At 35.1% G+C, this 17794-nt stretch carries 23 protein-coding genes and 1 tRNA gene; 14 read left to right on the top strand and 10 right to left on the bottom strand.

The annotated features are described in order from the left end of the window. Positions 1–29: 29 nt before the first annotated feature. The 5 genes from K5790_RS07165 to K5790_RS07145 all read left to right on the top strand — a co-directional run bounded on the left by K5790_RS07165 (position 30) and on the right by K5790_RS07145 (position 4214). Entirely contained in the window at positions 30–2792 is a 2763-nt protein-coding gene (locus tag K5790_RS07165; RefSeq protein ID WP_297593712.1) for a fibronectin type III domain-containing protein, read from the top strand. Positions 2793–2834: 42 nt separating this feature from the next. Continuing rightward, the gene (locus K5790_RS07160) at positions 2835–2981 is read left to right on the top strand and encodes a hypothetical protein (protein WP_297593710.1); all 147 of its coding nucleotides are present in this window, start codon (positions 2835–2837) and stop codon (positions 2979–2981) included. Between the two features lie 42 nt (positions 2982–3023). Next, positions 3024–3425: a thioredoxin gene (gene trxA / locus K5790_RS07155; protein ID WP_297593708.1), complete on the top strand. Its 402-nt coding sequence runs from the start codon at positions 3024–3026 to the stop codon at positions 3423–3425. Between the two features lie 93 nt (positions 3426–3518). Next, entirely contained in the window at positions 3519–3743 is a 225-nt protein-coding gene (locus K5790_RS07150; protein ID WP_297593706.1) for a hypothetical protein, read from the top strand. 114 nt (positions 3744–3857) lie between these two features. Next, a complete protein-coding gene (locus tag K5790_RS07145; protein WP_297593704.1) occupies positions 3858–4214 on the top strand; it encodes a hypothetical protein in 357 nt (118 codons plus the stop codon). A 33-nt stretch (positions 4215–4247) separates the two neighbouring features. Here the strand turns inward: K5790_RS07145 and infB are convergent, their stop codons facing one another. From infB to glmM, 6 genes are all read right to left on the bottom strand, one after another. Continuing rightward, the gene (gene infB, locus K5790_RS07140; RefSeq protein ID WP_297593702.1) at positions 4248–6029 is read right to left on the bottom strand and encodes a translation initiation factor IF-2; all 1782 of its coding nucleotides are present in this window, start codon (positions 6027–6029) and stop codon (positions 4248–4250) included. A 6-nt stretch (positions 6030–6035) separates the two neighbouring features. Further along, the gene (gene ndk, locus K5790_RS07135) at positions 6036–6437 is read right to left on the bottom strand and encodes a nucleoside-diphosphate kinase (protein ID WP_297593700.1); all 402 of its coding nucleotides are present in this window, start codon (positions 6435–6437) and stop codon (positions 6036–6038) included. A 2-nt stretch (positions 6438–6439) separates the two neighbouring features. After that, positions 6440–6640, bottom strand: a complete 201-nt coding sequence (locus tag K5790_RS07130) for a 50S ribosomal protein L24e (protein WP_297593698.1) — start codon at positions 6638–6640, stop codon at positions 6440–6442. A 9-nt stretch (positions 6641–6649) separates the two neighbouring features. Continuing rightward, positions 6650–6862, bottom strand: coding sequence for a 30S ribosomal protein S28e (locus K5790_RS07125; protein ID WP_297593696.1), 213 nt, complete (start codon positions 6860–6862; stop codon positions 6650–6652). Further along, the gene (gene rpl7ae, locus K5790_RS07120; protein WP_297593695.1) at positions 6859–7245 is read right to left on the bottom strand and encodes a 50S ribosomal protein L7Ae; all 387 of its coding nucleotides are present in this window, start codon (positions 7243–7245) and stop codon (positions 6859–6861) included. The genes K5790_RS07125 and rpl7ae overlap by 4 nt, the downstream gene beginning before the upstream one ends. Positions 7246–7307: 62 nt before the next feature. Beyond that, a complete protein-coding gene (glmM, locus tag K5790_RS07115; protein ID WP_297593694.1) occupies positions 7308–8654 on the bottom strand; it encodes a phosphoglucosamine mutase in 1347 nt (448 codons plus the stop codon). A 47-nt stretch (positions 8655–8701) separates the two neighbouring features. On the opposite strand from glmM, the gene K5790_RS07110 reads away from it, so the two are divergent. The 7 genes from K5790_RS07110 (at position 8702) to rpiA (ending at position 12545) form a co-directional block, all read left to right on the top strand. Then, a tRNA-Leu gene (locus K5790_RS07110) sits at positions 8702–8789 on the top strand. 54 nt (positions 8790–8843) lie between these two features. Further along, positions 8844–9686, top strand: a complete 843-nt coding sequence (locus K5790_RS07105; protein ID WP_367182876.1) for a formyltetrahydrofolate deformylase — start codon at positions 8844–8846, stop codon at positions 9684–9686. 5 nt (positions 9687–9691) lie between these two features. Then, the gene (locus tag K5790_RS07100; RefSeq protein WP_297593692.1) at positions 9692–10414 is read left to right on the top strand and encodes a creatininase family protein; all 723 of its coding nucleotides are present in this window, start codon (positions 9692–9694) and stop codon (positions 10412–10414) included. A 57-nt stretch (positions 10415–10471) separates the two neighbouring features. Continuing rightward, positions 10472–10708 carry an LSm family protein gene (locus K5790_RS07095; RefSeq protein WP_297593690.1) on the top strand — a complete coding sequence of 79 codons (237 nt, stop codon included), beginning with the start codon at positions 10472–10474 and terminating at the stop codon, positions 10706–10708. Between the two features lie 10 nt (positions 10709–10718). Next, positions 10719–10886: a 50S ribosomal protein L37e gene (locus tag K5790_RS07090; protein WP_008297772.1), complete on the top strand. Its 168-nt coding sequence runs from the start codon at positions 10719–10721 to the stop codon at positions 10884–10886. Further along, a complete protein-coding gene (locus tag K5790_RS07085; protein ID WP_297593688.1) occupies positions 10887–11870 on the top strand; it encodes a hypothetical protein in 984 nt (327 codons plus the stop codon). Next, positions 11871–12545 carry a ribose-5-phosphate isomerase RpiA gene (rpiA, locus tag K5790_RS07080; RefSeq protein ID WP_297593686.1) on the top strand — a complete coding sequence of 225 codons (675 nt, stop codon included), beginning with the start codon at positions 11871–11873 and terminating at the stop codon, positions 12543–12545. 2 nt (positions 12546–12547) lie between these two features. On the opposite strand, the gene K5790_RS07075 is transcribed toward rpiA, so the two are convergent. Together K5790_RS07075 and amrS are read right to left on the bottom strand one after the other, a co-directional pair. Further along, positions 12548–12745, bottom strand: coding sequence for a hypothetical protein (locus K5790_RS07075; RefSeq protein WP_297593684.1), 198 nt, complete (start codon positions 12743–12745; stop codon positions 12548–12550). Between the two features lie 49 nt (positions 12746–12794). Then, complete coding sequence (amrS, locus tag K5790_RS07070; RefSeq protein WP_297593682.1) at positions 12795–13865, bottom strand: AmmeMemoRadiSam system radical SAM enzyme; 1071 nt, start codon at positions 13863–13865, stop codon at positions 12795–12797. Between the two features lie 34 nt (positions 13866–13899). On the opposite strand from amrS, the gene K5790_RS07065 reads away from it, so the two are divergent. Further along, entirely contained in the window at positions 13900–14469 is a 570-nt protein-coding gene (locus K5790_RS07065; protein WP_297593680.1) for a TIGR00296 family protein, read from the top strand. 65 nt (positions 14470–14534) lie between these two features. Beyond that, positions 14535–15362 carry an MEMO1 family protein gene (locus K5790_RS07060; RefSeq protein WP_297593678.1) on the top strand — a complete coding sequence of 276 codons (828 nt, stop codon included), beginning with the start codon at positions 14535–14537 and terminating at the stop codon, positions 15360–15362. A 9-nt stretch (positions 15363–15371) separates the two neighbouring features. Here the strand turns inward: K5790_RS07060 and K5790_RS07055 are convergent, their stop codons facing one another. Next, on the bottom strand, positions 15372–16295 hold the full coding sequence (locus tag K5790_RS07055; protein ID WP_297593676.1) for a hypothetical protein: 924 nt from the start codon (positions 16293–16295) through the stop codon (positions 15372–15374). A gap of 59 nt (positions 16296–16354) precedes the next feature. Beyond that, a complete protein-coding gene (locus tag K5790_RS07050; protein ID WP_297593674.1) occupies positions 16355–17758 on the bottom strand; it encodes a dihydroorotase family protein in 1404 nt (467 codons plus the stop codon). Positions 17759–17794 lie beyond the last annotated feature (36 nt).

Genomic DNA, 17794 nt, shown 5'->3' with positions numbered 1-17794 from the left:
TTATTAAAAATAGGCAGGAATAATCAATATTGGATAAAAAAATTATAGTTAGTTTATCATTTGTGATTTGTATAGCATTTACTCAAATAGCAAATGCTGAACCAGAATTCTCATTTAAATTTGGAGATACAGGAAATGGTAACACGGAATTTGATAATCCAACGGATGTGATTTTAGATATCAATTCCAAGAACATCTATGTCGTTGATAATAACAACAACAGAATCAATGTCTTTGATGATGATGGCGATTATGATTTTCAATATGGTTCATTTTGTGATATGGCAGCAGTTCAAAATTGTAACAGTAATGCAGATGGTGCAAATGATGACGGGGATGGACAATTTAACAATCCAATCAGCATTGCAATTGATGCACTTGGTAAATTCTATGTAGTTGACTCAGGCAATGAGAGAATTCAAGTCTTTGATGATGATGGAGAATTCCAATCAAAGTTCGGATCATCAGATAGTGGTGATGATGAATATTTAGGCATTGCAAATAGTGTTGTGATTCAAGAGGGTACAAGAAAGATCTTTGTATCAGATATTGAAAGGGATTCAATATCGGTATTTGATTCATCTGAGAACTTTGTAACTAGTTTTGACTCTTTTGATGGAAATGATGATTTTCAAAATCCAACTGGATTGATAATTGATAATGATAATGATATGCTGTATGTAGTTGATTCAGGTAATGACAGAATTGTAGTCTTTAAGTTAGTTACTGGTACTACATGCCCATCAGGAACAGTAGAATCAGTAGATGGAATTTGTTATGTAAAGGAATTTGGGACAACTGGTTCTGATGAAGGAGAATTTGATGATCCAACAGGACTAGCATTTGATGAAACAAATGACTTGCTTTATGTTTCAGATACTGACAATAACAGAATTCAGATTTTCAATATTATTAGTGGAACAACTTGTCCTGGAACAACTCAAGAGATAGTAGATGGTATCTGCTTTGTTGATGAGTTTGGAAGTGTTGGCTCTAATGATGGAGAGTTTGATTCTCCAATGGGAATTGCATTTGATGCAGTAAATGGTCTGTTATTTGTTGCAGATTCAGACAATGACAGAGTTCAGGCATTTAATGTAGATGTGGAGCCACCATCACTTGCGCCGACTCCACCTGTTAATCTTGACGCATCACCAGTATCTGCCACCTCGATTATCTTAACATGGGACAAACCAGAGCTTGCTCAAGGAGTTCCAGAGATTACAGGGTATAAAATAGAATACAAAACTGGAACTGGAAACTATATTGTAATTACTCAAAATACTGGAAGCAAATCAACATCATTTATCCACAAGAGTCTCAATTCAGAGAATACTTACTCTTATCGTGTTTATGCAATTAATTCGGAGGGAATAAGTGCATCATCATCAATTGTTTCAGAGAAACCAAAACATACAACAACTCCTGCAGCGCTAACTGCAACTGCAATTTCACCTACTCAGATCAAACTTAGTTGGTTGCCACCATCAGAGACATTTGGACAAGAGATTAGTGGTTATGAGATAAAACGTGAGGTAATCTCAGGCGTATATGATACAATAGGAAATGTAGATGATGATGTTACAACATTTGTGGTCTCAAATCTTCAAACAGACAAAACATACTCTTTTGCAGTGAGTGCATTTATTGGATATGGTTCAACTCAGGAATCAGAATCAGCATCAGCTACTCCACGGGATGACTCTGTTGATACAACTGAAGAACCAGTCACATCAACTGAAGTAGAAATTACAAAATCAACACCTCCAATAAAACTAACTGCAACAGTTGTATCTGCAACACAGATCAATTTGGCATGGAGTCCACCAGCAGATGATGGGAACTCTGAGATTACAGGTTATAAGATTCAGGTAAAAAAAGATGAGGGTGACTTTACAACACTAGTTGCAGATTCAGAGAGTACATCTAGAACATATTTACACAAAAATCTTACAACAAACTCAAAGTATACCTACAAAGTTTTTGCGATCAATGCAGCAGGAACAAGTGATGCATCAAATGAATTTTCAGCAACACCAAAAGCAAACAATGTTCAGATTAGTCCTATAGGAAAACTGACAATTGATGAAGGTAAACTAGTATCATTTTCAGTAAAATTAGTGGATACTTCTGTAAAGGATGTAATTTTTTCATTAGAGAGGAATCCAGAGGGCTCTAAAATAATATCAAATACAGGAATGTTCATATGGACACCAACAGCATCTGATGGTGGAAAAACATTCGTCTTTGATATTATTGCAAAAAAAGATGGGAATACTGACAAAAAAGAGATCATAATTACAGTTAATGATGTAATAGATTCATCTGAACCAGAATCTGAACCAGAACCAGAAGATGAACCAACAATTTTAGGACTTGCACCATTTGTAGATGAAACAAAAGATCCGCAGAGTTATGTGGACAGATACAATAACGAGAAGGTCTACAAGGATTGGTTTGATAAGACATATCCAGAGTATGAGTCAATTTACCAAGCAGTTGGACTAGAAGAACCATTAGAGATTCCTGCACCATTTGTTGATAAAACAAAAGATCCGCAGAGTTATGTGGACAGATACAATAACGAGAAGGTCTACAAGGATTGGTTTGATAAGACATATCCAGAGTATGAGTCAATTTACCAAGCAGTTGGACTAGAAGAACCAATTATTGATGAACCAAAACCAAAAGAAAAAAAATATGGAATTTGCGGTCCTGGAACAAAACTAATTGATGGTGTATGTACTATAATCAAAAAACCAGTTGTAAAGCCTTGGTGGCAATTCTGGTAATCAAAAGTTAGGTTTTAATCATAATAGCTGTACATATCATACATGGGAAAACTGAGCAGAAATCTTAGAATTTGCGGAGAGTGTGGTATTGCATACACTTCTGTGAGTTTTACTCACTACATTGATCAGTGCCCAATTTGTAAATCTAGAAGATTTGAGGCAGTTCCAATAAGATCCAAAGATGATTAATTCTGTATAGATTTTTTAGAGGAGTAAAATTTTCATTAATTATTGTCTGATGATCCTGAGATTGAAAAGATAAAGCAGAGAAAACTCGAAGAGATGCTCAAGCAGCAAAATCAGCCTAGAATTGAGCCTGGAATTATTGATTTGAATGAGTCTAATTTTGATAGTGTGATATCTTCTGAGAATCCAACACTAGTTGATTTTTGGGCAGAATGGTGCGGTCCATGCAAAATTATGCATCCAGTATTTGAGAGTCTATCAAAAAAATATCCTAAAATAAAATTTGCCAGAGTAAATGTTGATAACAATCAAAATATCTCAATGAGATTTGCAGTACAATCTATTCCAACATTTATCATGTTCAAGGCAGGACAAGTGGTAGATAAGATGATGGGAGCAGTAGGAGCACCTGGAATCCATATGATCTGTAAAAAATATTCTAAATGAGACATTTTTTTGTAGTTCAATTTGAACAACTAAGTGTATTTCTTCAAATTTTTTCTAAAAGAATAGTTGAAAAGGTCAGGAAACATAAAAAATTTGGATAATGAAGCAGAAGCTGATCTTGCCTGTGAGGATGCAATTATTTCAGACAAGCAAAGATTTGGCAGGGTTCGTACTAGTATGATGAAACATTTGCGTTCTCAGTACGGAGAAGACATTGCAAACAGAGTTCTTGCAAGAATTAACAAAAGAGCATCAACTGGTTCATCTGAGATGAAAGAGTCACTAAGCAATGTAAAATTAGAATACGATTTCCAATAACATCACTTTGTTCATTTAAATTCATTTTTTTTCATTTTTTATCATTTGATTTTCTAAAAAATGTTCAAAGTATACAGCATTAAGATTATGATTAAAACCCAGAATAGATATTCAATGAAAACAACATTATCAATCGCTGCAATCGCAATGTTTGCAGTTATTTTGGGAATGAGTGCTCTTGCACCAGCAATGGCTGCAAAAGCGGACAAAATTGATGTTTGTCACTTCTCAGAAGAAGAAATAATTCTAGTTGATCTAGATGGTGATGGCATTCCAGAAACTGAGGAAGTAATTCCAGCAGAATGGAAAGTTATCAATATCAGTGGAAATGCTGAGAAAGCACATGTTGGAAAACATACTGATGGAGAAAACTTTGATGAAAAAATCTCTGATGGTTTCACAGTTGAGGATTGTTTAGCAAGAAATGTAGTTGCTGAACCAGAACCACCAGTTACAGAACCAACAGCATAAAAGATAACATCATTCTTTTTTTCTTTTTTTAATCTAATAACCATAAACTGGTTCTTTTTCTCTTTGAATTCTAACTATTTCATTAAACACTTCTTGTTCTTCAGGGTTTAGCTTGTGCATGAATTTTTTCAAAATTTGTTTTGCTTCATGTGATGGCGGAAAAGTATAGTATACTTCTTCTTCAAAGATTTGTCTTCCTATTGTTACATCTTTAACAGAGCATGCAACCTCATCTCCAGCTTTTGCTGATGTTACAGTTTTCTTGTCTAGTTGCAGTTGGTGAATATAGCCAACCTTTCGTCCTTCGGCATTCATAAATGGAATTTTGTGTCTTAATGTTCCAACATCTATTCTTATTCCAAAGACTGCAGGATTGTTATTTCTGAAAACCATACCTTTTAGAAAAGTAAACTTTGAGATTGGTGTTAGTTCTGAAAATATTGCATCCTCTTCGTTTGCAGTATCTTCTTCAACCCAAGCATTATAGTTATCAATTAAACTGTAGATTACTTTGTCCTCAAAAATTTTGATATGACTAGTCTCTGATTCTTCTCTTGCATCAGGAAGTACCTTGACATTAAATGATAAAATTATTCCAAGATGTCTGTTGTTTTCTTTTATTGCTTTTGCCTCCATAACATCACGACGATTAACGGGCCCAATGTCTGCCTTTGCTACTGGCACTTGGGAGCGTCTTAGCATCTCAACTATTGCCTCAAGTGAGCCTATGGTATCACATTTTAGAATAATTCCATCAGTCTCAGTATCTACAAAAACAGATTTCATTTCAGCTTCGATGAGTTTAGTAAATTTTGCAATCTCCTCATCATTTGATGCAACATAAAGAGTACTACCTGGAAGCACGCCATCAAGCTCAGCTGATGCAATTTTGAGTCCAGCTGCTGCTTCTACTTGTTGAACTGGTTTGAACTTGTCTCGTGGATCACGCATCTCATCAAGTGGTTTTGGCAATAATATGGCCTTTGGTTTAACAACTAGAACAGAATCTCTTTTTGCAACAACTATGCTATTTTCTTTTTTTATTATCCCATCAATTAAGATGATATTTGCAGTAGGTCCTAATCCAACCTCATCATTTACTTCCAATACAATTCCACGTGGCTCTTTCTCATCTTGATCTAGTCTCTTTTTGAGATATTGCTGTGTTAGCCCAACTAAAACACTGAGAAGCTCAGGAATTCCAACTCCAGATCTTGCTGATATTGGAACAATTGCAATTTCAGATTTAAAGTCCTTAACACGATAAAATGCCTCTGATTGATATCCAAGAATAGACAGAGTTCCTACAACATCATAGATCTTTTGATCAAGATCTGCTTGAATAGATGCGTCTTGCTCCTTTATTGCCTGTGAGATGAATTTTGTATCTGATTTTCTCCATCCAGAAATCTGATCACATTTGTTTAGTGCAACAACAAATGGCACTTTTCTGCTCTGTAGAATTTTCAAACTCTCATTTGTTTGGGGTTGGAATCCACGGTTAACATCAACTACAAGAATTGCAATGTCAGCAGCTGATCCGCCTCTTGAACGAAGATTTGTAAAAACTTCGTGTCCTGGAGTATCGATGACTAAAATTCCGGGAACTTTATTTTCTGATTGCTCAAGTTTCTTGTATAAAATCCCACATGTCTCTTTGATTGTTTCAGTTGGAAGAAAACTGGCACCAATGTGCTGCGTAATTCCTCCTGCCTCTCTGCCTTGAACTCCTGTTCCACGAATTTTATCTAATAGTGAAGTTTTTCCAGAGTCTACGTGACCAAGAACTGCCACTATGGGCTGACGAATATGCAAATCAGATCACTCAAATGCTACCCTCGATTCGTGATCAAAACTTTCTTGTGAATCTGATGCATGAATAATGTTTTCACTAAATCCTAATCCAAAGTCGCCTCTAATAGAACCTGGGTCTGCTTCAAATGATTTTGTCGAACCAATCATAATTCTTGTTGTTGCAATTGCATTATTTCCTTCAATAATTGCAGCAACTACAGGTCCTGATGTAATAAATGATGTAAGCTCACCAAAGAATGGTTTGTCTTTGTGCACATCATAGAATTTTTCTGCTTGTGATTGTGTAAATGTAAACATCTTTAGTTTCAGTATTTTGAATCCTTTCTTCTCAAATCTAGTAATTACTTCACCAACTAGGTTTCTAGCTACTGCATCAGGCTTTACAATGAATAAAGTTTTTTCAGTCAATTCTACTTCTTTCTAATTCCGCCCTTCACGTACTTTTTGGTCCACTTTAGTTTTCTTGGATCACGTTTCAGTTCGAGCATGTTTTTTTTGCATTTAGCAGAACAGAACCAGAGAACAGTTCCGTCATTTTTAGCTAGCATTGTACCAGATCCTTTTGCAACAGGTCTGTCACAGAAATTACAGGGTTTAACTAAAAGACTCATCTATTTCACCTATTTGATCTTCTTTGCTTCTCGCTCAGTTTCTCTCAGCATTAGAATTTCTCCCAATCTAATAGAACCTTTTACATTTCTTGTAAGAATTCTTCCTTTATCTTTTCCAGTAAGAACTTTAACTCTAACTTGAATTACTTCACCAGCAATACCAGTTCTGCCAACAATTTGAATAATTTCAGATTGAATTACTTCTTCAGTAGTAGAACTCATTGATCAGTCTTTCCACCTTTAATTTTAGCAATTGCTGATACAACTTGATCTACAATGTGTTGTGCATCACCAGCATCCAAAATTGCTGCAGCGGCAGAAGTAATATCAATTCCTAATGATTTTCCTAATTCTTGTTTACTTGGAACAAATGCAAATGCGGCTCCTTGCTCTTCACAGAGTATTGGAAGGTGTGCAACTACCTCAGGTGGTTCAACATCTTCAGCAATTACAATTAGTTTACTAGTACCACGTTCAATGGCTTTGGTTGCTTCGTTAGTTCCTTTCTTAACTTTGCCACTGGTAGATGCAACTCTAACAGCCTCTAAGATTGGATTTATGAGGTCTTCTGGCGTCTCAAATTTAACATAATATGCTTTTCCCATACTTCGTCACCCTTAGGGTTCATTCTCCATTCTCTCAATCGTTTAGTTTGGTTTTAAAAGTGTTATCGGGAAATGATTGTCTTTACCTTTTTGAGATATTCGGACATTGATTCATCTAGTTTTTCCTGACTTTCAGATTCAGCATATACTCTAACAATGGGTTCGGTTCCACTGGGTCTAATCATTACCCAGTTTTTTGTATCTATAGAAACTTTGATGCCATCAGTTGTATCAGAGTCTGGAAACTCTTCTTTTAGTGCGGCAATAAGTTGAACAACCTTATCTGCAGGACATTCGACCTTATCTTTTGTTGTAAAAGACGGCGGCAAGCTGGCAACCTCTGCTGAAAGACTTCGCCCAGTTGTTAAGACTTCAAGCATCAATGCCAAGGTCATGCACCCATCTCGTACTTGGTTGTGTTTTCCATACATGAAACCACCATTTTCTTCATATCCAATTAGCGCATCAGTTGGAACCATCTTCCTTGATACCTCAACACTTCCTACCTTGGTGCGAATAACTTTAGATGAAAATTTTTCTGCCAGCATTTCAATGTTGGAACCTGAATTCAAACAAGTAACTACTGTAGAGTTTGGATTTTGTCTTAAGATGTGCTGTGCTAATACAAGAGCAGACTTGTCTCCAGTAAGTATCTCACCTTTTTCATCACAGAAGATACTTCTATCACCATCACCATCAAATGCAATTCCCAAGTTAGCATTATTTTTTTTAACTGCTTTTGATAATTTTGATAAATTTTCTGGTGTTGGCTCTGATCCACGTCCTGGAAAATTACCATCAATCTCTTCGTTAATTAGAAATGTTTCACATTGTAACATGTTACAAAACTCTGGAGCAGTAACAGCTTGTGCACCATTACCTAAATCTAAAACAACTTTGAAATGCTTTGATTCTATCAATGTAGAATCAACTTGAGATGAAATCCCTTTAAGATATGTCTCAATTGCTTGATCTTCTTTTCCTGTAATTCCCCACTTTGTAGGATGTGTTAACCAACTTTTTTTAAAGTAAATATCCTCAATTACCAATTCATCTTCACGTGAAATCTCTACCCCATCTTTTGCAACAGGTTTGATTCCATTGTATTGTGGAGGATTGTGAGATGCTGTAATCATAATTCCACCTGAATATCCAAGTGTCTTTACTGCAAATTCTAAACATGGTGTTGGAACTAGTCCAGCAACATTGCAATCAATTCCAATTGAATTAAGAGCTGATGTTATTACTTTGCAAATTATTGGACTTGAATCTCGTCCATCATATCCAATCAATATCGGTCCTTTTTGAAAATATGTTCCAATAGCTAATGTCATATCATGAATGAATTCTAATGTAAAGTCTTCATCAAATACACCACGAATTCCATTTGTTCCAAAATATTTCGCCACATCATTATGCAATAATAGATAAATTTGTGTTTAATGGCAAGGTCGTTGCGGGAGTCGCCCAGCCTGGTCAAAGGCGTAGGGCTTAGGACCCTATCTCTTAGGAGTTCGTGGGTTCAAATCCCACCTCCCGCACCATTTTGATTTTTCTGTGAATGATTAATAATGAGAAAATCTTCAGCAAACAAAGTCATGAAAAAAACAGTTGTTGGAATTACAGTAGTAGGTAAAGACAGAGAGGGAATCGTAGCTGCATTTACTAACTTTGCATTCTCAAAGGGTGGAAATATTGAGAAAGTAAATCAAAATGTCATTAAAGGACTTTTTGGAATGTATCTAGAAGTATCATTTACAAAATCATTCGATATAAAGAAATTTGATTCAGAGATTCAAAGCTTAGCTAAAAAAGAAAAGATGGATGTAAGTACACATCATGAGACAAATTCGCAGAAAAATATTGCAGTGTTTGTTACAAAAGAGCCACTTTGTCTTCAAACAATACTTGCAAACTCAAAATCACTGAAAGGAAGAATATCAGTAATTGTTGGAACTGAAAAGACGCTAGAGTTATTGGCAAAGAAAGCAAAGATCCCATTTGTTTTAGTTGATGATAAGGACCAGCAAAAAGCAGAAGAGAAAATAATTCAGATCTGCAAAAAGTATGATATTGATTTGATCGCACTAGCTAGATACATGAGAATACTTAGTCCTAACTTTGTTTGGAGATATCCAAATAGAATAATTAACATTCATCCCTCATTGCTTCCGGCATTTCCAGGGGCTTTGGCATATGCACAAGCATATGAGAGAGGAACAAAAATTGTGGGAGTAACATCTCACTATGTAACTGAAAACTTAGACCAAGGACCAATTATTTTTCAGGACTCCTTTAAAGTAGATCCAAATGATACACTAGAGAAAATAAAAACAAAGGGACAGAAGCTTGAAGCAGACACACTAGTCAAAGCAATGAAGATGCATCTTGATAACAAGCTAGAAGTTCGTTGGAGAAAGGTTCACATAAAATCCAAGTGAATCAAATGACAAAAATCCAAGACCAATTTGATCCCATTATAAGAGAATCAATTGTCAAGAAAAAACAAATTGCAATCATTCCTGTCGGCTCAATTGAGCAGCACGGAGCACATCTACCAATTTCAACTGATACAGATATCGTGACTGAAGTCTCAAAAAGACTAGCAGAAAAGAATGGCTACCTACTTTTGCCAACTATTTCGTACGGAGTCTCATATGAGCATGCCCCATATTTTCAATTGAGTATATCAAAATCAACTCTGCAAAAAATTCTAATTGATTTGTGTGAATCATTGTTGAAAAATAATATCAAAACTGTTTTCATAATTAATGGACATCATGGAAATCAAAATGCAATAAAGGATATTGATGTAAAACTTGGAAAATTATCAAAAAACAAACTCAAAGTTTTTCCATTATCTTATTGGCATTTTATGAAAAGAGATTTTGATCATGCAGGATTTGTAGAAACGTCTCTAATGCTTGCAATATCAAAGAATGTCAAAATGAAATTTGCTCAAAAAGGACTAATCACTGATTCTATGTCAAAACAAGAAGTTGCAAAACTAGGAAAACTAGCTAGTAAATCATTTCCAAAAGTAACTAAAAACGGAGTTTGGGGTGATCCAAGAGATGCAACAAAGAGTCAAGGTAATCGATTTTTAGCTGAAATCATTGAAAATCTTGCAAAAAAGTGTCAAACTTGCCTTACTGGGCATAGCTCATAGTTACACCAATGAAATTTTAATATAATCCCTCAATATCAAAGCCAATAAGTGAAATAGATGTCCGTTGATATGGCAGTAAAAGTATTGGATGAGAGTATCAATCAAGTTGTATTGATAAAACTCAAAGGTGGAAAGACCATCAGAGGTAATCTCTTAGGGTTTGACCAACACATGAACCTGCTACTCGATTCTTCAGAGGAGATTCCTACTGAAGGCGATTCTAAAAGCCTTGGATCCATTGTAGTTAGAGGAGACAATGTGGTTATGATATCCCCTCCACCAGCACAGCATTAGGTGATTTGAGATGACTAAAGGCACAACTTCTATGGGTGGTTTTACAAAGAAGAAAGTTCACATCAGATGTAGAAGATGTGGTAAGAACTCACTTCACAAGCGACATCACCAATGTGCAAGTTGTGGATTCCCAGAGGCTAAACGCAGAAAGTATTCCTGGATTAAATGGTATACATAGATGCAAGAAATTGCCCTTATTCTTAGTTCATTAGCCGGCGTTGCTACGGCCGCTGCCGTACGTAAAATGCCACGAGACAAAAATCAATTACTTAGTCTTGGTGCAAGTTCACATATCAAAAGTCAGATAAGTGCACTAAAAATTGAAAAAGATATCCTTACTAAAACAATTACAAGACTATACCAATCAGAATCTGAGTTTTCTAAAATTCAAAAAGACAAATTATTACTGAAATATCAACATCAACTTGGAGTTATCTTGGCTAGATTAGAAAAACTAGAGCAAGCAAGTAAACATCCAGACTTGGGACCAGTTGGAGATGGCTTGATCACTTTGATGGATCAAAAACTATCAAAATTAGATGACAGACTCTACGAGTTATCATCAAAGATTGTAAGCTCTAAACCTCAAACACCAGAAGTTCCAACACCAAAGACACAAGAGAAAGAGATTCCAAAGAAAGAATCAAAACCAATCTCACAATCAATCAAGCAGACATTTTCTTTTGATAAACCAAAAGAATCTGCTGAATCAATCATTATTCCACCAACAAGACACAGAAGATCATTTGAATTTACAACACTAACTAGTTCTTCAAGAATAGAACCCAAATTCCCATTATTTGAAAAAGAAACAAAACAAGAGATTCCAAAGCCTAAAGTTGTGCAAACACAACTAATCGAACCTAAAGAAGAAATTGTCAAAGAAATAATTCAGCCTAAACCAAAAGTGGAAGACAAAATTGAAATCATTCAGTCAGTTAGTCCAAAAACAGTAGAATCAAAACAAACACTTGATACAAAACCTGACATTAACAAAGAAGTTGCAAAGATTACAGAACACAAGGCACTTCCAGAACCAAAACAACAACCAAAGCCAACATCTGCAGATGATGACTTTGACGAAGACTCTGATGATTTAGATAAGATCAAAGGAGACATCATGAGAGTTCTATCAAAGCTAGACCAAGCAGAGGTAGAGTAATTGTCTTATGATGATGCCATTTCGGCATTATCAAGTGATGCACTCAAGTGTGTTAAGAATAATTATATTGTAGGTTTAGGAAGTGGCAGAGCAGCTACTGCTCTTGTAGAATCACTTGGAAAACTAATCAAACTTAAAGATTACAAAATAGTTGGAGTTCCAACATCAATGCAAATAAAATTGATTGCTGAAAAAGTTGGAATACCACTGATTGAAGCTGATCAAGTAAATCACATTGATGTAGTATTTGATGGTGCAGATCAAATTGATTCACAAAAATATGTAATCAAAGGTGGTGGAGGTGCATTGCTTAGAGAGAACATTTTGTTTAGTCTTGCAAAAAAAGTTGTTGTGATGGCAGACAAGACAAAATTTGTAAAAAATTTCACAAGAACAGTTCCAGTAGAAATACATCCACTAGCTAGAAGTTCAGTCATACAATCACTTCAAAAACTTGGTGGAAAACCACAGATAAGATCACTTGATAGAGGATACCCATTCTTTACAGAAAATGGCAACATAATCTTGGATTGTGATTTTGGAGTAATCAAGAATCCCAAGAATCTATCTCATAAAATAAAGCAGACGGCTGGCGTTTTAGAATCTGGTATTTTTCTCAGAAAACCGGATGTCATTTACAAAGCAAAGACTGGCGGTAAATTCGATATAATTTAGCCTCAAGCCATAGTTCTTAGCTGTCTTTCAGTATCACGGATAAAATCCTCATATTTCATTATCATTGTAGTTAGTCTGAATGCGTTCATTTGATCCTCATTGTTTTTTGAACCCAAATACGGCTTTCTTTGCTCCATTAATTTTTGCTGCTCTTCGGTGGCCTTGAGAATATCATTTCTCAGATCATCCCTTGTTGCCATGGGGTATTATACGCGATTTTGAGATTTAAGAATTTCATGTGTGATCGATTTAGGATACCATTTGAAATCGATCTTGTTTGTATCCTTTTTGTAATTTACCTTCTATAGGAATTTTGTTTCCACAGAAACTGCAGCAGTTATTTTTATCCAAATGCCATTCTCTAATGTTAAACCCATAGCGATTAACCACAATCTCATTGCATCCAGAACAGTAAGTGTGCTCCCACTTGTGTCCTGGAACATTTCCCAAGTACACATACTTTAGACCTACATCTTTTGCAACCTGATAATGCTTCTCTAGTGTTTCAACTGGAGTGCTAGGAAACTCCATCATTTTGTAATCTGCATGGAATCTCAAAAAATGAATTGGCATCTCTGGTCCAAACTCATCATAAATGAATTTGGAGAGTTTTTTTGCATGTCCCAAATCATCTCCTACTTGTGGAACAATAAGATCAGTGATCTCTACATGGATCTTTGTCTTGTCTCTAATCTCTAAAAGAGTATCAAAGATTGGTTGTGGATCGGGCACTCCAATGTATTTTCTTGTAAATTCTTTCTCGGCATTTCCTTTAAAGTCTACAGTAATTCCATCTAGGAATTGATTCATCATTGAAACAGATTCAGGAGTATCGTATCCATTTGAGACAAATACATTAAACAATCCTTTTTTTCTTGCAGCCAATCCACAGTCTCTTGCAAATTCAATGAAGATTGATGGTTCATTGTATGTGTAAGCAATTCCATGCGCTCCATATTTTACAGCAGTGTTTGCTACATCTTCAGGAGTCATATCTATTCCTTCAACTTTACGTCTCTGACTAATGTCAGAGTTTTGACAATATCTGCAAAGCCAATTGCATCCAGTTGTTGCAATAGAATAGATTTTACTGCCTGGCCAATAATGAATTAGTGGTTTTTTCTCTATTGGATCAACATGGCCTGAGATTACTTTTCCATAGGCATACAATTGTAATTTACCACCTTCGTTTCCACGAATGCCACACAAACCAATTTGGTTTCTTCCAATTTCGCAGTATCTTGCACATGCAGTACACTTTACCTTATCATTTGGTAATTTCTCATACAATTCTGCTTCTTTGCCAAGAATAGCTGTCAATGTTTTTTATTGCGTTTTAACATATTTAACACGTATGACAAAAACCCAGATTTCAAATTCTGATGGAGTAGAACTAGTCAGAATGGCAAGAAAAGCAGTTACAGAATTTCTTAGAACAAATTCAAAGATTAATGATTCAGAGTTTAATTCTAAATTTGATTTTAGTTCAGGAGTATTTGTAACTATTAACAAAAAAGGTTCACTTAGAGGATGTATCGGTTATCCACTTCCTATCAAGAAATTATCAGAAGGATTAGTTGATGCTGCAATTTCTGCAGCAACAAGAGATACTAGATTTTCGCCGGTAGAGATTGATGAGTTGGATGAGCTTGTCTTTGAGGTGACAGTATTGACTCCTCCAGTAGAGATTAAAGTAGATGATCCAGAGCAGTATCTATCAATAATTAAGATAGGAAAAGATGGATTAATTGTAGAGAACCAATATGCCTCAGGTTTGCTATTGCCACAAGTTCCAACTGAATATGGTTGGAATACTAGAGAATTCCTAGAATACACATGTCAAAAGGCAGGACTTCCAAAAGATGCTTGGAAAGACAAGTCTACAAAAATTTCAAGATTTCAGGGAATTATCTTTAAAGAATAGTTTGTTAAAATTTCATATGAAAATCACATAACAATTTTTTATAAAATGACGGTTTTTGTGTGATTATGATAAGAGAACCAGTAGTAGCAGGTCAATTTTATCCTGAAGAGAAAGATGATCTTGAAAAAATGATAAAATCATGCATTGAAAGCAAGTTCGGTCCTAGCACTACAAAAGTAAAAGAAGAGAAAATTTTTGGAGTGATTGTTCCTCATGCAGGATATGTTTACTCTGGTCCAACTGCATGTCACTCGTTTAAGGCAATATCACCACTAAATCCAGAACTTGCAATAGTAATTGGACCAAATCATTATGGAATTGGAAGAGATGCTGCAATTTCTGCAGATGTCAAATGGTCAACCCCTTTGGGTTTGGTTCCAGTAGATACTGAATTGACAAAACAAGTATCAGAACAGTCAAAATTAATTGAGATTGATTCGTATTCGCATTCACAAGATCATAGTCTAGAAGTACAAATTCCAATGCTTCAATCATTTTTAACTACTGAATTTAAAATTCTTCCAATAATACTGAGAGCACAAGATATGAATACTGCAGAAATAGTTGGAGATGCAGTCTCAGAGATTGCAAAAAATAGAAATGCCATAATTATTGGTTCATCAGACTTTACACACTATGAAAAAAATTCTTTTGCACATAGTCAGGACAAAGCGTTGATTGAGCCAATTTTGAAATTAGATGTTAAAGAATTCTATAAAGTACTCAAAGAAAAGAAAATTACTGCATGTGGATATGGTGCAATTGCATCTACAATGATAGCATGTAAAAAATTAGGAGCTACAAGGGGAGAACTTCTCAGTTATTCAACTAGTGGAGATGTATCTGGAAATAATTCATCAGTTGTTGGATATGCAGCAATAAAATTCGTATAACAAATATTTTTAATGTTGATCAGATGGATTTTCATGTCGTATTGTATTCATAAAATTCTCATGTTCAAGCATTAGAGCAATCATTTGCTGACGTAATTGATCATCATCCATCACTGCATTAAGTAATGGCTCCATCATATCTTGGGACATTAAAGCCATATGGGATGGATTCTTTAACATCTCTCTATGAATTTCACTGGTCATATCTGAATTAATCCAAATCTCATGCATCATATCCATCATTCTCTCTGAGTGTGAAAATACAGTTATTTTAGACATTGAATGCATTTGATATTCTGGACACCAAGAACAACTAGTTTTGTCCATGTTTTGGCACATCTGACAATTCATGACAGAATCGCCTTGATTACCCATTCCTGAGCTCATCATGGGCTGATGAACAGAATTCATCCACATGGAATTTTGTTTTAGCGAAGATTCCATCTGTGAATGATGTTTCATTGTTTGAATCATTTTTTCCCGTAATTCAGGCACACTAGTCATGGGTCCTAGCATATTTTTGAGTAGTTCTGGATTTTCTTTCATATGAATTGTAAAATCATTCATAGTTTGCATCATTAGTGATGGGTTTTTTTGTAGCATATTATGCCAATGGTGCATCAAGCTTTCATTTGATATCATATGATCCATTAATTGATTCATCATGTCTGGACGTTTACTCATTAGAGATAAATCAAATTTTGTATACCCACGATCAATTAGTTTTTCATAGGTATAAGGCAACACACATGCAGGAGTTCCATCATTTTTTTGCAGTAAAATATGTCCTTGATTACATTTTAGTAAATCAAGATCTGAAAATTTTTTCCATTGTTGATGTATAGACATTTCTTGTGCAAATGTATCTTCAAAAATAGTGAAAAGTGAAAATAATGCTAAACTTGTTAGTAGTAAAATTAACAAAATCTGCAATACAAGTAATTGAATTTTTTCTCATAAAAAGGAATCGTATAATTTCAAAAATAATTAATTTATTTTGAAAACAGGTTGATATTTCTCTCAACTAGTTTTCCATGACCAAGTTTACCAATCACTTCAAAGTCTTCAGCCACTATTTCTCCCCTAACAATTGTTTTAACGGGCCAGCCTTTGAGATTTCTTCCTTCATAAACAATATAATCGGAGAATCCACCAAACAATTCTGATGTAACAGTTTTTTCTTTTTTCAAATCAATCATTGTAATATCAGCATCAGAGTTTTTTTCTAGTGTTCCTTTTTGCGGATACATTCCAAATATTTGAGATGCGTTGCAACTAGTAAAATTTACAAATTGTTCTAGTGTTATTTTATTTTGATTTACTCCATCATTGAGTAGAATTGGTAAAACGGTTCCAATTCCTGGAAAGCCGGCTAGTGCACCCCAAACATTTTCACCTCCTAACTTGAGTTTAAGCTGATTGGCCACATGATCTGTGCCTATAGTATCTATTAGATTATTTGACAATGCATTCCAGACTGCCTGCCTGTCTCTTTCTGTTCGAATTGGAGGCATGACTTTGGCAAGATATCCCTCCTGCTTCTCATAAGATAGTGTAAGATAATGAGGACAGGTTTCTACAAAAATTTTTGTTCCAAGAATTTTTTCTTCTTCAATCTGTTTTAAGGCACGCTCTGATCCAACATGTACAAAGTAAATTACGCAATCATAATCACGTCCAAACTTACATACTGTCTTTATTGCTTTAGCTTCAAATTCAGGAGAACGACTTTCAGACCAGGCAGACAAACCATCTTGATTTTTCTCCTTTGCAGTTTTGATTCCACATCCACAGGATTCATAGTCTTCTGCATGTACAAGTACTGGACATCCAAGTAAAGCTGCGTTCTTTACTGTTTGCTCTACTATGTCATTAGTTACATTAACATTTGCTTCAACAAGAGCAGGAGAGTTCGGGGGCATGTCCATATATACATGTCCAACTTCACCTCCAAGATTCATGTAAATTTTGAATGATGTAATTGAATTTTCTATACAGTAATTCATTTCACTAATTTGTTCTGGTGTAAAAATAGATGCATGAATTGTATAATCAACATAATGATTTTGAGCTGAAGATTCTAATTGTTCTTGTAATGATTTCGTAAATGGATCTTTTAATCGAAGCATCCTCATCATTGTTGTGATTCCTCCAATTGCTGCTGCATGTGATTCTGTTTTTGCTGCTTCATTAATTGGAGAATAAACTCCATAGTGAACATGAGTATCTATAGGACCTGGAATTGAAACTAATCCACGACCATTAATTTTGTGATCACAAGATGGAACATCGCTAGAAAACCCTACAATTTGTCCTTCATCAATTAGAATATTTTTCTCAACCATTCCTTGTGGTAGAACAACATGGGAATCAGTAATCACAGTATCATACGTCATCACGAAATTACATAGTTTGCAGTCTATTATGCGTTG

Source organism: Nitrosopumilus sp., assembly GCF_025698945.1.
Classification (GTDB): Archaea; Thermoproteota; Nitrososphaeria; order Nitrososphaerales; family Nitrosopumilaceae; genus Nitrosopumilus.
This window is presented reverse-complemented; position numbering and strand designations above follow the sequence as displayed.

Excerpts from the sequence above, each read along its gene's own strand:
- K5790_RS07160 (WP_297593710.1), top strand. The coding sequence starts at position 2,835 with ATGGGAAAACTGAGCAGAAATCTTAGAATTTGCGGAGAGTGTGGTATT.
- K5790_RS07145 (WP_297593704.1), top strand. The coding sequence starts at position 3,858 with ATGAAAACAACATTATCAATCGCTGCAATCGCAATGTTTGCAGTTATT.
- K5790_RS07130 (WP_297593698.1), bottom strand. The coding sequence starts at position 6,640 with ATGAGTCTTTTAGTTAAACCCTGTAATTTCTGTGACAGACCTGTTGCA.
- K5790_RS07125 (WP_297593696.1), bottom strand. The coding sequence starts at position 6,862 with ATGAGTTCTACTACTGAAGAAGTAATTCAATCTGAAATTATTCAAATT.
- rpl7ae (WP_297593695.1), bottom strand. The coding sequence starts at position 7,245 with ATGGGAAAAGCATATTATGTTAAATTTGAGACGCCAGAAGACCTCATA.
- K5790_RS07105 (WP_367182876.1), top strand. The coding sequence starts at position 8,844 with ATGAAAAAAACAGTTGTTGGAATTACAGTAGTAGGTAAAGACAGAGAG.
- K5790_RS07100 (WP_297593692.1), top strand. The coding sequence starts at position 9,692 with ATGACAAAAATCCAAGACCAATTTGATCCCATTATAAGAGAATCAATT.
- K5790_RS07095 (WP_297593690.1), top strand. The coding sequence starts at position 10,472 with ATGTCCGTTGATATGGCAGTAAAAGTATTGGATGAGAGTATCAATCAA.
- K5790_RS07090 (WP_008297772.1), top strand. The coding sequence starts at position 10,719 with ATGACTAAAGGCACAACTTCTATGGGTGGTTTTACAAAGAAGAAAGTT.
- K5790_RS07085 (WP_297593688.1), top strand. The coding sequence starts at position 10,887 with ATGCAAGAAATTGCCCTTATTCTTAGTTCATTAGCCGGCGTTGCTACG.
- K5790_RS07075 (WP_297593684.1), bottom strand. The coding sequence starts at position 12,745 with ATGGCAACAAGGGATGATCTGAGAAATGATATTCTCAAGGCCACCGAA.
- K5790_RS07065 (WP_297593680.1), top strand. The coding sequence starts at position 13,900 with ATGACAAAAACCCAGATTTCAAATTCTGATGGAGTAGAACTAGTCAGA.
- K5790_RS07060 (WP_297593678.1), top strand. The coding sequence starts at position 14,535 with ATGATAAGAGAACCAGTAGTAGCAGGTCAATTTTATCCTGAAGAGAAA.
- K5790_RS07050 (WP_297593674.1), bottom strand. The coding sequence starts at position 17,758 with ATGACGTATGATACTGTGATTACTGATTCCCATGTTGTTCTACCACAA.